This window comes from Streptomyces brasiliensis (assembly GCF_014647875.1).
Classification (GTDB): domain Bacteria; phylum Actinomycetota; class Actinomycetes; order Streptomycetales; family Streptomycetaceae; genus Streptomyces; species Streptomyces brasiliensis.
Genome location: NZ_BMQA01000007.1, coordinates 187,772 through 201,343 on the forward strand (window position 1 = coordinate 187,772; position 13,572 = coordinate 201,343).

The 13,572-nt window shown below is 69.8% G+C and carries 15 protein-coding genes, 1 tRNA gene and 3 pseudogenes; 12 read left to right on the top strand and 7 right to left on the bottom strand.

Annotated elements, in window-relative coordinates:
- Positions 1-36: 36 nt before the first annotated feature.
- Entirely contained in the window at positions 37-369 is a 333-nt protein-coding gene (locus IEZ19_RS13710; RefSeq protein ID WP_189311426.1) for a DUF6344 domain-containing protein, read from the bottom strand.
- 359 nt (positions 370-728) lie between these two features.
- Between IEZ19_RS13710 and IEZ19_RS50610 the strand changes: the two genes are divergently transcribed.
- Both IEZ19_RS50610 and IEZ19_RS13720 read left to right on the top strand, forming a co-directional pair.
- Positions 729-857, top strand: a complete 129-nt coding sequence (locus IEZ19_RS50610) for a DLW-39 family protein (RefSeq protein WP_003999697.1) — start codon at positions 729-731, stop codon at positions 855-857.
- Between the two features lie 185 nt (positions 858-1,042).
- Positions 1,043-2,452, top strand: a complete 1,410-nt coding sequence (locus IEZ19_RS13720; RefSeq protein WP_189311566.1) for a hypothetical protein — start codon at positions 1,043-1,045, stop codon at positions 2,450-2,452.
- Here IEZ19_RS13720 and IEZ19_RS13725 read toward each other — a convergent pair.
- Positions 2,416-3,723, bottom strand: coding sequence for a serine/threonine-protein kinase (locus IEZ19_RS13725; RefSeq protein ID WP_189311428.1), 1,308 nt, complete (start codon positions 3,721-3,723; stop codon positions 2,416-2,418). The genes IEZ19_RS13720 and IEZ19_RS13725 overlap by 37 nt on opposite strands.
- Positions 3,724-3,887: 164 nt before the next feature.
- Positions 3,888-4,436, bottom strand: coding sequence for a helix-turn-helix domain-containing protein (locus IEZ19_RS13730; RefSeq protein WP_189311429.1), 549 nt, complete (start codon positions 4,434-4,436; stop codon positions 3,888-3,890).
- Positions 4,437-4,618: 182 nt separating this feature from the next.
- Between IEZ19_RS13730 and IEZ19_RS13735 the strand changes: the two genes are divergently transcribed.
- Positions 4,619-4,691 (top strand) — tRNA-Ala (locus tag IEZ19_RS13735).
- A gap of 71 nt (positions 4,692-4,762) precedes the next feature.
- Here IEZ19_RS13735 and IEZ19_RS50620 read toward each other — a convergent pair.
- Positions 4,763-5,295 (bottom strand): annotated as a pseudogene (locus IEZ19_RS50620) (MmyB family transcriptional regulator).
- The gene (locus IEZ19_RS50625) at positions 5,292-5,510 is read right to left on the bottom strand and encodes a helix-turn-helix domain-containing protein (RefSeq protein WP_229840293.1); all 219 of its coding nucleotides are present in this window, start codon (positions 5,508-5,510) and stop codon (positions 5,292-5,294) included. The pseudogene IEZ19_RS50620 and the gene IEZ19_RS50625 overlap by 4 nt, the downstream one beginning before the upstream one ends.
- Before the next feature lie 17 nt (positions 5,511-5,527).
- Between IEZ19_RS50625 and IEZ19_RS13745 the strand changes: the two are divergent.
- Positions 5,528-5,812 (top strand): annotated as a pseudogene (locus IEZ19_RS13745) (MFS transporter); the annotation flags it as partial.
- Positions 5,813-5,888: 76 nt separating this feature from the next.
- Complete coding sequence (locus IEZ19_RS13750; RefSeq protein WP_189311430.1) at positions 5,889-6,686, top strand: SAM-dependent methyltransferase; 798 nt, start codon at positions 5,889-5,891, stop codon at positions 6,684-6,686.
- 152 nt (positions 6,687-6,838) lie between these two features.
- Here the strand turns inward: IEZ19_RS13750 and IEZ19_RS13755 are convergent, their stop codons facing one another.
- On the bottom strand, positions 6,839-7,537 hold the full coding sequence (locus IEZ19_RS13755; protein WP_189311431.1) for a DUF5324 family protein: 699 nt from the start codon (positions 7,535-7,537) through the stop codon (positions 6,839-6,841).
- Between the two features lie 332 nt (positions 7,538-7,869).
- Here IEZ19_RS13755 and IEZ19_RS13760 point away from each other — a divergent pair, with 332 nt between their 5' ends.
- Together IEZ19_RS13760 and IEZ19_RS13765 are read left to right on the top strand one after the other, a co-directional pair.
- Positions 7,870-8,397, top strand: coding sequence for a peptidylprolyl isomerase (locus IEZ19_RS13760; protein ID WP_189311432.1), 528 nt, complete (start codon positions 7,870-7,872; stop codon positions 8,395-8,397).
- Positions 8,398-8,516: 119 nt separating this feature from the next.
- Positions 8,517-9,404, top strand: a complete 888-nt coding sequence (locus IEZ19_RS13765) for a rhomboid family intramembrane serine protease (RefSeq protein ID WP_189311433.1) — start codon at positions 8,517-8,519, stop codon at positions 9,402-9,404.
- 270 nt (positions 9,405-9,674) lie between these two features.
- Here the strand turns inward: IEZ19_RS13765 and crgA are convergent, their stop codons facing one another.
- Positions 9,675-9,929 carry a cell division protein CrgA gene (crgA, locus tag IEZ19_RS13770; protein WP_189311434.1) on the bottom strand — a complete coding sequence of 85 codons (255 nt, stop codon included), beginning with the start codon at positions 9,927-9,929 and terminating at the stop codon, positions 9,675-9,677.
- Between the two features lie 142 nt (positions 9,930-10,071).
- Here crgA and IEZ19_RS13775 point away from each other — a divergent pair, with 142 nt between their 5' ends.
- From IEZ19_RS13775 to IEZ19_RS13795, 5 genes and pseudogenes are all read left to right on the top strand, one after another.
- Positions 10,072-10,860 carry a DUF881 domain-containing protein gene (locus IEZ19_RS13775; protein WP_189311435.1) on the top strand — a complete coding sequence of 263 codons (789 nt, stop codon included), beginning with the start codon at positions 10,072-10,074 and terminating at the stop codon, positions 10,858-10,860.
- Positions 10,861-10,890: 30 nt separating this feature from the next.
- Positions 10,891-11,577, top strand: a complete 687-nt coding sequence (locus IEZ19_RS13780; protein WP_189311436.1) for a class E sortase — start codon at positions 10,891-10,893, stop codon at positions 11,575-11,577.
- Positions 11,578-11,581: 4 nt separating this feature from the next.
- Positions 11,582-11,790 (top strand): annotated as a pseudogene (locus tag IEZ19_RS13785) (hypothetical protein).
- Positions 11,787-12,425 (top strand): aminodeoxychorismate/anthranilate synthase component II, encoded by a 639-nt coding sequence (locus IEZ19_RS13790; RefSeq protein ID WP_189311437.1) that lies wholly within the window; start codon positions 11,787-11,789, stop codon positions 12,423-12,425. The pseudogene IEZ19_RS13785 and the gene IEZ19_RS13790 overlap by 4 nt, the downstream one beginning before the upstream one ends.
- Positions 12,422-13,564: a class E sortase gene (locus tag IEZ19_RS13795; RefSeq protein ID WP_189311438.1), complete on the top strand. Its 1,143-nt coding sequence runs from the start codon at positions 12,422-12,424 to the stop codon at positions 13,562-13,564. Before IEZ19_RS13790 ends, IEZ19_RS13795 begins: the two co-directional genes overlap by 4 nt.
- Positions 13,565-13,572 lie beyond the last annotated feature (8 nt).

Here is a 13,572-nt window from a genome sequence, read left to right on the forward strand (position 1 = left end):
CGTCCGGTCCTGCTCCTGCTTCGCTGCCCGGTGCGCTCAGCAGTTGAGAGGGGCCGTGGGCTCGGACGGGGTGGCGGATTCGGTCTCGTCGAGGGAGCGGTGCCGGCAGCTGGGGGTCTTGCCGTGGGCCTCGGCCCGGATCCGTTGCTTCATCGTGGGGGGCAGGGCCCTGGCTTGGGACCACCAGGCCCAGTGGTACGCCGCCGGTGCGGGGACCTGCGCGGTGGTGGTGCTCGGTTTCTCGTTCCCGGTCTGCGGCGTGGCCGCCGCGGCGGCGGTCGAGGTGGTGACGAGTCCGAGCGCCGTGCACAGCGCGAGGAATGCGGTGACGAAGGCGGTCCACAGCTTCATGACCTTGGTGCCGGTCATGGCCCCTCACTTTCGGGTTGGGCGATTTGCGTACTTTCCTCATGATGTGTATGAGGGTCGCGAAGTGTTGGACCTCGACTCGTGGCGCGGCGATGTTCAGATGAACAACACCCGGATGGGCGCAGAAGGGGGCGAAATCTCATAGAAAGCAGCGAGAGCTTGCGAGAAGTAGTGAATAGCGAACAAAGTCACTGTTCGTAGAGGTGTGATCACCCTCCGATCGGAGCGGTCCCGTACTGCCCCTACTGCGCTCTCGTGAGCGGGAGTTGGGGCCCCATGCAGGTCACCGACCGATATCGGGCGGTGTGTATAGTCGGGCGCCAGAGGTCCCCTACGTCAAGGAAAGACGAGGTCGCGCGGTGAAGAAGCTTCTCCTGGTCGCACTGGCCGCCATCGGCGGGCTCCTCGTGTACCGCCAGATCCAGGCGGATCGCGCCGAGCAGGATCTGTGGACGGAGGCGACTGACTCCGTGCCCACGGGTTCGTGAGTACCGATACCGGAAACTGATCAGACCCCGACCGCCGCTTGCGGTCGGGGTTTTGTGTTGTGAATGCCCGGATGGCGCGGGGCGGGCCGGGGCAGGATGGCCAGCGGCCGGTGGGTGGTGCGGTGCGACGCGTCGGTGATCGGGTCACGGCGACGGTCCGCGGACGACGGTGAGGGGGGCGCGTGATGGGGCGGTGGGGTACGGCGTCGTGGCGGGCCGGCGCGCGGCGGCGCCTGCGGCTGTCGACAGGCGGCGTGCGCGCTTCCGTGGTAGCGACGGTGCTGTGCGTCGTCGCGGCCCTGCCGGATGCGGGTGCGGCGGCCGCCGCTACCCCGTCCGGCGCACCGGGCGGCTACGCGTTCGCCGAGGGCGCGCGGACCGTCGCCGGAGGGGCCGGCACCGCGGACGCCGTACGGCTGGAGCCGGGAGCGACGTACCGGAGCTCCATTCCCCAGGACGCCACGCTGACCTACCGCCTCGAACTCGACGCCACGACGACCGCCTACGTCCCCGTCACCGTCGTTCCCCCCGCCGATGCCACCGTCTCCGCCACCGACGGCATCAGGGTGCGCATGCAGGACGCCGACGGCAGCCCCTGCTCCTACGGCTCCGCGCGCTTCGGCGCCGGCCTGAGCCCGCGCCCCGTCACGGCTCTGGCCATGCGCGAGATCGGCAAGTCGCTGTGCCAGGCCGCCGGTACCTATTACGTGGTCGTCGAGCGCGTGCAGGCGAACGCGGCGGACTCCTCGTCCTCGGGCGCAGCCCCCTCGTCCCCCTTCTCCTCGGGCGCCTGGGACCTGGAACTCGCCCCGGTCTCCGAGCCGCGCCTGGCGAAGGCCGCGGCCACGGACGCGCCCGAGGCCTGGAACTCCGCCTCCCCCGAGGCGCTCACCGGCGAACCCCGGCGCCGCGACGGCGCGGCGGGCTTCGCCACGGCGCGGGCGCTGGGGCAGGGAGTCTGGCAGGCGCGCCTCGAACCCGGACAGACCCTCTTCTACAAAGTCCCGGTCGACTGGGGCCGGCAACTGCACGCCACCGCCGAACTGGGCAGTTCGAGCCAGGACGGCGGCTACGTCAGCGGCGCCCTCAACCTGTCGCTCTACAACCCCGTCCGCGGCTACGTCGACGACGTGGCCCTGCACTACAGCGGCAACCGGAAGACGGTGGCCCTCGAACCGCTGCCGCCCGTCGAGTACCGCAACCGGTACGGCAACCGCGACGAGGTGCGCGGCATGCGCTTCGCCGGGGCCTACTACCTGGTCGTGCACCTGAACGGACAGATGGGCGACACGTTCGGCCACGGGCCGTTCGGCGTGACGCTGCAGGTGCGGCTGAGCGGCGGCGCGCACGCCGCACCGGGATACGCCGGACCGTCCGAGCCACGGAACCTCTTCGAGGTCACCGACCGGGACCGGGCCGCCGCGGCCACCGGGGGCGCCGGGGGTGGTGGCGATGACACCGCGATGAAGGTGCTCGCCGCGGCCGGCATCGGCACGGGCAGCGCGCTGCTGCTCGGGCTCGGGGCGTGGACGGTGGCCGCCCGGCGACGGGCCGGGGCTCAGATACGGGTCAGCGCCCAGAAGCCCACGACGTAGCAGGCCAGCGCGAGCAGCAGGATCGGGATCGCCGCCTGCGCGGGCGGACCGGGGCGGCGACGGCGGGCACGGCGTCCGCCGGTGCGGTACGGCGGCGACAGGGCCGGCGGCGGAGGTGGAACCTCTGGGCTCCGAGCGGTGTATGAAGCAGTAGAGACATCAACACGCTGCCGTGGCAGCGGCGTTTGCGGAGTCGGGAGGACATGTGGCGGGGGAAAGGGCTGTGGAGGGGGGAGGTGGAAGCTGCCGGTGTCCGACATGGCGGACGGCTCGGGGATGAGACCGGTCGCCCCGGTGGTCGGCGTGCCCGTGGCCGTACCGGTGTCCCTGTTTGTCCGTGAGCCCGTGCCCGTTCCCGCGATCGCGTCGGTCCGGACTCCCGGCGCCTTCCTGACGGGCCCCGAGGCGGTGAACCCCACCGGAAGAGGCCCGAGTTGGTCGAAGATCTCGATCAGCTCGTCGTCCGGGCCGGGTTCCGGCAGGAGATCCGCGGCCGAGGCCAGGGCCTTGCGGGCCCCGGTCGCGGTGCGGAAACGGGCGTCCGGGTCCGGTTGCAGCAGCGTGGCGACGACCTGCCAGAGGGGCTCCGGGATTCCCTTGGGCGCACCCGGGATGCCGTGCTCGGAGAAGTACTGGACGAGGGCCTTGACGTCCGGCTTGGCGCCCTCCAGCAAATAGAGCGCGACCAGGCCCACGGCGAACAGGTCGGCGGTGAAGTCCGGTTCCGCGCCCAGCATCTGCTCGGGCGCGAGATAACCCGGCGTCCCCACCACGAGGTTGGTCTCCGTCAGACGCGGCTCGCCCAGCCGCATCGCGATACCGAAGTCGGACAGGCGCAGCCGCGGACGGCCCGTTCCGCTGGCTTCCAGAAGGACGTTGGCGGGCTTGATGTCCCGGTGCACGACACCTTCCGTGTGCACCGCGGCGAGCCCGGAGAGGAGCTGGTCGAGCAGTGTGCAGACGAAGGCCGGCGGCAGGGGGCCGTAGTCCCCGACCAGATGCACCAGCGAGCCGCCGGCGACGAGGTCCATGGTGAACAGGACCTGGTCGTCGTCGGCGGCCCAGCTGGCCGGTGCGAGTACATGGGGGTGATCGATCCGCAGGGCCTGTTCCCGTACGAAGCGCAGGAGCGAGTGGGCGTCGCGCTGCTGGAGCACCTTGGCCGCCACATAGCGGCGGCGACGGTGGTCCCAGGCACGCCATACGGCGCCGACGCCCCCGCGTCCGATCGGGTCGGCCAGTTCGTAGCGGCCGGCGAAGACCTCACCCATGGCTGTCCGTCGCACCTCCCCCTGTGACACCCCCCTTGCCTCCCCCGTGACGAGCGATACGACCCCTCCCGTGCCCGAGTCCGTGTTCCGGCCGGTGCCCACACGCACCGGCCTCGGCGTCGGCCCGGCCCGCCGGACCCCCTCCGGTGGACCGGGCCGCGGGCTCAGCTCTGGTGGGACTGGTAGTGCGCCACCGCGTCGGACGTGCGGCCCGCGCCGTAGACCCGGAGGAACTCCGCCAGTTCCGGATGGGTCGGGGCGAGGCTGTCGGCGGCCTCGATGATGTCCCCCGCGGCGGCCACCGAGCGCAGCAGCGACTGGATCTCGCGGACGACCCGCTTGACCGTCGGCGCTCCCGAATTGCTGGTCGTCTGCGTGGTGTTGCTGAGCACGGAACCCCCCTGGGACTTCTTGATCTCCTCCATGCGCTCGATCGCCTCGGCCGCGCTGACGCTGCCGTCCGCGACCTGTGCCGCCAGGTCCTGCAGCTGCTGCACCCGCTGGACCACCGCGGGATTGCCGATCTTCGCCCGCTGGCCGCTCATCAGCTGCGACAGCATCGGAGCGGACAGTCCCAGGACCGCCGCGAGACGGGCCTGGTTCAGGCCGAGATCGTCGATGAGCTTACGGAAGAGCGCCCCCAACGGCTCTCCGTACCAGTTCCGCTGCAGCTCCCGCGCTCTCGCGGTGGCTTCCTGCTGTGCGGCGTCCATGTTGCGTCTCCCCATCGCTTCCCCAAAGACGTGGTTCGCTGTCGCGAACCACGTCGAGCATCTTACGGAGAGTGGTCGTGCACAGGGACCCCCATCTTTTTTGCGAGATCCAGGGGGTGACCCGGTAGTCTGGTCCCCGACGCCCTCCGGAGAGCGAGGCTCTCGGAGGTCGTTGCTCGTACGGGGCCTTAGCTCAGTTGGTAGAGCGCTGTCTTTGCATGGCAGATGTCAGGGGTTCGACTCCCCTAGGCTCCACTCCTCCAGATCCCCTCTGACCTGCGGAAACGCGGGTCAGAGGGGATCTGGGCGTTGGGGGGCAGGGGCCGTCAGGGGCGCGCTCCGGTGGTCGCCGGGTCCGTGGCGGCCGTGAGGCTGCCCAGGAGAGGCAGAGACGCCTCCGAAGGGGAGCCGGGCACGGGGGTGCAGGCGATGATCCGCTGCCTCGCGCTGCCGGGGATGCGCAGGTTCTCGAAGCTCAGCTCCAGCGCCCCGACGGCCGGATGGTGCACGTACTTGATGCCCGACGTACAGGTGCGGCCGGATGCCGGGCCCACAGGGAAGCGAACTCGGCGCTGCGCATGGAGAGTTGCCCGATCAGCTCGGCCGGCCCGCGGTCGTCGGGATGGCGGCCCGCGACCAGCCGCAGGGACGCGACGGCGAGCTGGGCCTCCTCGTTCCGGTCGGGGTACAACCCCCGGTACCGCTCGTCCAGGAACAGCATCCGCACGAGATTGGGGCGGGCGCCCGCCGTATCGGGGCCCTCGGCCGGCAGATGGCCGGCGAGCAGGGCGTGACCCAGTTGGTTCCAGACGAGGACGTCGCCCCGGCGGTCCAGGACAAGAGAGGGCACGTCGGTCATGGCAGCAGCTGACGGGACGAGGTACTGGCGTGCTCCGCACAGGGACGAGCGGGGCGGGACGAGGGCGTGGCCCGGGCGAGGTTCTTGAGGTGAGCCGTCTCCTCCGCGGTGAGCCGCAGCGTGCGGGCGATCGCGTCCAGTACGGAGTCCGAGGCGCCGTTCGCCCGGCCCTGCTCGAGGCGCGTGCAGTGGGTGATGCTGACACCCGCGAGCATGGTCGGCTCCTCCCGACGCCGCCACCTTCGCCGGCGGCGTCGGGAACATGCTCGTCATCGTCGCCTTCATGGTCACCGCCACCTCGGGGCTCGCCGACCACGAACAGGCCCTGGCCACAGGACTCGCCACCATGACCCAGCAGATCGGCATCACCATGGGCACGCCGATCATGAGCGCGATCGCCACGGCCGTCCTCGGCGGGCTGCGGGTCGCGATCGCGGTGAACGCCGCCCTCGTGCTCCTCGGCGTCCTCACCAGCACCGTGTTCCTGCGCGGCGCCGACCGGCCGAGAGCGTCGTAGCGGCGAGGCACAACTCACCGCACTGGCACCGAAGTTGATGTGCGAAGCTGTCGTCGGACGTGAGGAGGGACACAGAGTGAGTCAGGACGGTTCCCGGATCGGGGAGATCGACACCAGCAGGCCGCATCCCGCGCGGATCTACGACTACCTGCTGGGCGGCAAGGACAACTACGAGGTCGATCAGCAGGCCGGCGACCAGCTCGCCGCCGCCGCACCCGAGGTGCGGATCGGGCTGCGGGCCAACCGCGACTTCCTGCGGCGCGCCGTGCGATACGTCGTCGACAGCGGCGTGCGCCAGATCGTCGACATCGGCACCGGGCTGCCCACCTCACCGAACGTGCACGAGGTCGCCCAGCACACGGCACCGGACGTGCGGGTCGCCTACGTCGACAACGACCCGATCGTGAAAGCCCACGGCGACGCGCTGCTCAGCGGCTTCGGCACGACCAGCATCGTGCTCGCCGACCTGCGCGAACCGCACGCCGTCGTGGACCACCCCGACGTCCGCCGGATCATCGACTTCGACGAACCGGTCGCGCTGCTCCTGGTCGCCGTCGTCCACTTCCTCACCGATGAGGACGAGCCCGCACAGATCGTCGCCACCCTGCGCGACGCACTTCCGGCCGGCAGCTTCCTGGTCCTCTCGCACGCCACGGGCGACTTCGCCGACCGCAGCGAGGCACAAGCCGTCTACACCAGGGCCAGCGCCAGCCTCAACCTGCGCACCCGTACCGAGATCGAGCACTTCTTCGACGGCTTCGACCTGGTCGAGCCCGGCCTGGCCCAGGTCCCGTTCTGGCGCCCGGACACCCCGCCACCACCCCGTTCTGCCGAGATCGGCTTCTACGGCGGCGTGGCCCGCAAGACCGGCTGACCCCCACCGCACGGATGCCGCCGAACCCCGGCCCACCCACCCTCGTCAGAACAAGCCGCGGGGCGGAAGACGCACAACCGCCCTCTGCCCCGCCGTACCGTCCGCCCGAAGGGCCGCCGTCACCTGAAAGGGCCAGCCGCCACCCTTGTCGGTTACCGGTCCTCGTCCCTCTCAGCCGCATCCTCGGCCGCCTTGGCCTGCGCCTCCGGGTCGAGGCTGCCGTCCACCGAGTGCAGCCCACCGGACTCCGGCACCTCCGTCGCGGCCGGCGGCTCCACCAGCCAGTCCGGGTTGGCCTGCTTGTCCCACCACTTCCAGGCGGCGAACGCACCACCCGCCAGGGCACCCAGCACAGCGAGCACCCTCACGGCCCGGCCGGCCCGCGCCCGCCGCTCGTGCTTGCGCGCCAGCTTCCGGATGTCCTCGGCCGAGACGTGCCCGCGCAACGCGGCCAGCGCCGCGGCGCCCCGCTGCGCGGCCTCGTCGCGCACCGGCCCGGCCGCGGCCACCGCCTGCTCGATCCTCGGCCGGGAATAGTCGGCGGCCTGCCGGGCCGCGCTGCGGGTACGGACCGCGGCCTCGTGCGCGGCCTGGTCCACCTTCGGCGGTACATGGGAACGCGCCTGCTCCAGACGCGGCGCGAGATGGGCGTCGTACTGGACGCGGGCCTGGGCGCGAGCCTGTTCAGCGGCCTGCGACACCACGGGCGCGAGCCGTACACGTGCCTCCTGCGCGTAATACGCGGCACGCTCCTTGGCCGTGTCGGCGTAGGGCGCCACCACTTCCGCGGCGTGCAGCACGCTGTCCTTCGCCGAGCCGGTCGCGGCGCGCACGCTGTCGATGCGGGTCACGGGAACCTCCTCCTCGGTGGCGTACGGTATTTCGACTGTCCACCCTTTTACGGATCATGCCTGTCGACGAGCCGGGAGGCATGCGAGGACGGGCATACGGGTGCCGATCGACTCCATCAAGACCAAGAGCGGATGAAAGACGAATTCTGGGCAACGGGAGCTTGACGTCGACAATGCCACGGATCGCCGCCGCGCGCCCCCGCCCCGAGCGGACACGACCGGAAATCCGCACGTGGTTCGCCCGGATACACACCCGTCAGCCGCAGCAGGGCGACGCACCGCCCCGACCGTGCGAGGATCAGGGGATCGCAGGAGACAACGGAAGGCAGATCGTGGCCGAGCAGCTTTACGCCACCCTGAAGACGAACCACGGCGACATCGAGGTCCGGCTGTTCCCGAACCACGCGCCCAGAACGGTCGCGAACTTCGTCGAACTCGCACAGGGCGAGCGTGAGTGGACGCACCCCCAGACCGGTGTGAAGAGCACGGACCGGCTCTACGACGGCACGATCTTCCACCGCGTCATCGGCGGCTTCATGATCCAGGGCGGCGACCCCCTCGGCACGGGCATCGGCGGCCCCGGCTACGAGTTCGCGGACGAGTTCCACCCCGAGCTGTCCTTCAACAAGCCCTACCTGCTCGCGATGGCCAACGCCGGCCCCGGCACCAACGGCTCCCAGTTCTTCATCACCGTGGCCCCCACCGCCTGGCTGACCCGCAAGCACACCATCTTCGGCGAGGTCACCGACCCGGCCGGCCAGAAGGTCGTCGACGCGATCGCCGCCGTACCCACGACCAAGCCGAACGACCGGCCCGTCAACGACGTCGTCATCGAGTCGATCGTCGTCGAGAAGCGCTGAGGCCGGGCCCTCACCGGGTCCGTCGGCATGCCGGACCCTCCCGCAGGGAACAAAACGCCCCGCTCGTCCGTAAGGATGAGCGGGGCGACGTATGCGCCCACGACGACCGAGGGGACCCCATGGACCAGGCCGCAAGCAGTGCACAGGGCGCTCAGAACACGCCCGTGTGCTACCGGCACCCGGACCGCGAGACGGGCGTCCGCTGCACCCGCTGCGAGCGCCCGATCTGCCCGGAGTGCATGGTCAGCGCCTCCGTGGGCTTCCAGTGCCCCGACTGCGTCCGCGAGGGCTCCGGCACGGGGCATCCGCCGGCGGCGACGCAACCCCGCACCCTGGCGGGCGGCACCGTCGCGGCCGACCCGCGCCTGATCACCAAGGTGCTGATCGGCCTCAACCTGGCCCTCTTCATCGTGCAACTCGCCGTCGGCAACCGCTTCACTGACCGGTTCGACCTGATCGGCCAGGCCTACGTGCCGCTGCTCGGCTCCCTCGAGGGCGTCTCACAGGGCCAGTACTACCGCCTGCTGACCGCCATGTTCCTGCACGGCGGCTACATCCACATCGCCTTCAACATGCTCAGCCTGTGGTGGATCGGCGGCCCCCTGGAAGCCGCCTTCGGCCGCGCCCGCTACCTCACGCTGTACATCGTCTCGGGCCTGGCCGGCAGCGCGCTCACCTACCTGGTCGCCGAACCCAACGTGCCTTCACTGGGTGCCTCCGGAGCGATCTTCGGCCTCTTCGGCGCCACCGCCGTCCTGATGCGCCGCCTCAACTACGACATGCGCCCGGTCATCGCGCTCCTGGTGATCAACCTGATCATCACCTTCGGGGTGCCCAACATCGCCTGGCAGGCCCACGTGGGCGGCCTCGTCGCCGGTGTCATCACGGGCTACGCCATGATCCACGCCCCGCGCGAGCGGCGCGCCCTCGTCCAGTACGGCACCTGCGCCCTGGTTCTGGTCGTCGTCGCGGTCATGATCGCTCTGAGGACCGCTCAGCTCAGCTGATACCGAACCGTTGTCCACAGTTTGTGGGGGATCTTGTGCACAGCGTGGCGGAACGGCTGTGCCCCCTACCTCTCCGGGGTGTTTTCCCAGGTGGGGCAGGGGGCGAACAGGTTTTCGAGCGCTGGTGGGCAGTCATATCGGCGTCAACGTTCTGTGAGTTATCCACAGATCGTAGTTTCTTGTCCCCAGCAGCCTGTGGATGGCGCATCAGAGTTGTGGATAACTCAGCGGATAGCCCTGGGTAGAGCTGCGTTCACCGGGGTGACGTGCTTACTTCCACTGCGTGGAGACGCCGAAGCCCGCCGCGATGAAGCCGAAACCGACCACGATGTTCCAGTTGTCCAGCGAGTCGATCGGCAGCGAACCGTCGGTCACATAGAAGACGACGATCCAGGCCAGGCCGATCACGAACATGGCCAGCATGACCGGGGCGACCCAGGTGCGGTTGTTCAGCTTGATGGCAGCCGCCTGCTTCGCCGGGGGCGGCGTGTAGTCGGCCTTCTTGCGGATACGTGACTTCGGCACGAGGGTCTCTCCTGTCGATGCGCTGCGTGGCCGCGCAGATATCTGGGTCGGGCTCCGGAGCAGCGTACAAGGGGACACTGAGGGCTCCCCCGGGCGTCCGTTAGCGTAGTGCTTCCGCGGCGCTGAAGGAGATAAGGGTACGTTGAGCAATTCTGCCGACTCACCCGGGACGGGATCAATGGGTTCCGGCCCCGGTCGTACGCCGCGCTTCCGGCCCGTGCGGATCCTCACCGTCGCCGTGTTCGCCCTCGCCGGGCTGATCTTCTTCACCAGCTTCGACACGGCCAAGGGCACCGACATCCGTACGGACGCGTCCTTGCTGAAGCTGTCCGACCTGATCCAGGAGCGCAGCCACAAGAACAAGGAGCTGGACGAGTCCAACGCGGGTGTGCGCGACCAGATCGAGCGGCTGGCCGAGCGGGACGACGGCAGCACCTCGGCCGAGGACGAGAAGCTCGCCGGCCTGGAGGGGAGCGCCGGCACCCGCCGGCTCACCGGCAAGGCCGTCACGGTCACGCTCAATGACGCGCCGCCGAACGCCACGGCCAAGCTCCCGGGCTACCCCGAACCGCAGCCGGACTACCTCGTCATCCATCAGCAGGACCTCCAGGCCGTGGTGAACGCGCTCTGGAAGGGCGGTGCCCAGGGCATCAAGGTCATGGACCAGCGGCTGATCTCGACCAGCGCGGTGCGCTGCGTGGGCAACACCCTGATCCTCCAGGGCCGCGTCTACTCACCGCCGTACAAGATCACAGCGATCGGTGACCCGGACGTGTTGCAGAAGGCGCTCGCGGAGAGCCCCGCGATCCAGAACTACATGGTGTACGTCAACGTCTACGGCCTCGGCTGGAAAGTCACCGAGGACGGGACGGTGACTCTGCCCGGCTACTCGGGCACAGTGGATCTGCAGTACGCGAAGCCCGTGGAGTAGGCAGGTAGGCGGTCCGTTCAGGAGCCGCCGGTGCGCGTGTTCGTCAGGACCGTGAGCGAGCTGTTCATCACCGTGGGCACCCTGATCGTACTGTTCGTCGTCTATGTGCTGTTCTGGACCGGTGTGAAGGCCGACGGTGTCATGGACGACCAGATCGACCGGCTCCAGGAGCAGTGGTCGAAGGGGGCGGTGCACGAGCCGTCCGGAGCCGGTGCCCCCGCGAGCGCGCCGAAGCCGGCCGCGTACCGCTACGGCAGGCCTTTCGCGATCATGTACATCCCCCGGCTCGGTTTCACGTGGAACAAGCCCGTGCTGGAGGGCACCGGCACGGACGTGCTGAAGAAGGGCCTCGCCCACTACGCGCGCACGGCGGGGCTGGGGCAGGAGGGCAACTTCGCGGTCGCCGGTCACCGGCGCACCTACGGTGACCCGTTCAAGGACTTCCCGAAGCTGCGTTCGGGGGACGCGGTCGTACTGACGGACGGGACGACCTGGTTCACGTATCTGATCGACAAAGGGCCCGACAAAACAGTGCCCTCGGACGTTGAAGTGATCGACCCTGTGCCACGTAAGTCCGGGTATACGCGTCCCGGCCGCTATCTGACGCTGACCACGCGCGATCCGGAATGGGGGCACAGTCACCGGCTGATCGTCTGGGCGCACCTGGACTCCACCCAGCCTGTGGAGGCAGGTAAACCGAGGGCTCTGCGCCGTTAGTCTGTTGCTGTACGGCGTGAGTCTGGTGCCGTGGGCGACGAAAGGGACGGCATGTACGGCTGGATCTGGCGGAATCTGCCGGGCAACGCGTGGGTGAAGGCGTTGATCTCGCTCGTGCTGGTCATGGCTGTGGTCTACGTCCTGTTCCAGTTCGTCTTCCCGTGGGCCGAACCGCTGCTGCCCTTCAACGATGTGACGGTGGACAACCAGTGAGTGCGCGGATTCTCGTCGTCGACAACTACGACAGCTTCGTCTTCAACCTCGTCCAGTACCTGTACCAGCTGGGCGCCGAGTGCGAGGTGCTGCGCAACGACGAGGTGTCGACGGCGCATGCCCAGGACGGCTTTGCGGGTGTGCTGCTGTCGCCGGGGCCCGGCAAGCCCGAGGAGGCCGGCGTCTGCATCGAGATGGTCCGCCACTGCGCGGCCACCGGTGTCCCGGTCTTCGGTGTCTGCCTGGGCATGCAGTCGATGCAGGTGGCGTACGGCGGTGTGGTGGACCGGGCGCCGGAACTGCTGCACGGCAAGACGTCCCTGGTCGAGCACGAGGGCAAGGGCGTCTTCGCCGGACTGCCGACGCCCTTCACCGCGACCCGCTACCACTCGCTGGCCGCCGAGCCGGCCACGGTTCCGCCGGAGCTGGAGGTCACGGCCCGCACGCACGACGGCATCGTCATGGGCCTGCGGCACCGTGAACTTCCGGTCGAGGGCGTGCAGTTCCATCCCGAGTCGGTGCTGACCGAGCACGGGCACCGGATGCTGGCCAACTGGCTGGTGCAGTGCGGGGACGAGGGTGCGGTGGCGAGGTCGGCGGGGCTCGCCCCGGTGGTGGGCAGGGCCACGGCGTGACCGCGCTGCGCCCCGAGCGCGAGACCGATGCCTCGTACGGGGATCAGTCGTACGGGGCATCCGGCGCGCTCGGGGACTGGCAGCAGGGGCAGGGGCACGGTCAGGGGGCGTACGAGGCGTACGAGGGATCGCCGGAGGTGTCGTACCAGCCGCCGGTCGACGACGAGACGGTAGCGCTGCGGGAGGCGTCGTATCGGCCCCCGGCCGACGACGAGACGGTGGCGCTGCGCATCCCGGACCCGCCGCCGGAATCCGGGAGCGGGGCCACAGCGGCCTCTGCCGCTTCATCTGCCGCGTCGGCCACGGGAGTGACAGCGGGGGGCCGTGCGGCCCGCAGAAAGGCCGCGAAGCGGCGTGGTGGCGGACGGCACGGCGGCGGTGCGCGCGAGACGGCACCGTCGGAGCAGTCGGACTCGGGGGCGCCGCTCTCCCGGGTGGAGGCACGGCGGCAGGCGCGGCTGCGCAAGCCGAGTCCCGCCGTGGTGGCGAGCCGGGCGATCGGCGAGGTGTTCATCACCACCGGCGTCCTGATGCTGCTGTTCGTGACCTACCAGCTGTGGTGGACGAACGTCCGGGCGCACGCGCAGGCGGACAAGGAGACGAGCAGCCTGCAGGACGACTGGGCGAGCGGGAAGCGCGCGCCGGGCGCGTTCGAGCCGGGACAGGGCTTCGCCATCCTGCACATCCCCAAGCTGGACGTCGTGGTGCCGATCGCCGAGGGCGTCAGCAACAAGAGGGTGCTCGACAAGGGCATGGTCGGCCACTACGGCGAGGACCCGCTGAAGACGGCGATGCCGGACGCGAAGACGGGTAACTTCGGGCTGGCGGCCCACCGCAACACGCACGGCGAACCGTTCCGCTACATCAACAGGCTCGCCGCCGGCGACCCGGTCGTGGTCGAGACACAGGACAAGTACTTCGTGTACAAGGTGGCTTCGACGCTGCCGGTGACGCCGCCGTCCAACACGAGCGTGCTGAACCCGATCCCCAAGGGGTCGGGTTTCACCGCACCGGGTCGCTATATCACGTTGACGACGTGCACGCCGGAGTTCACCAGCAAGTACCGGTTGATCGTCTGGGGCAAGATGGTCGAGGAACGGCCGCGCAGCAAGGGCAAGCCGGATGCGCTCGTCGAGTAGGGGCAGAT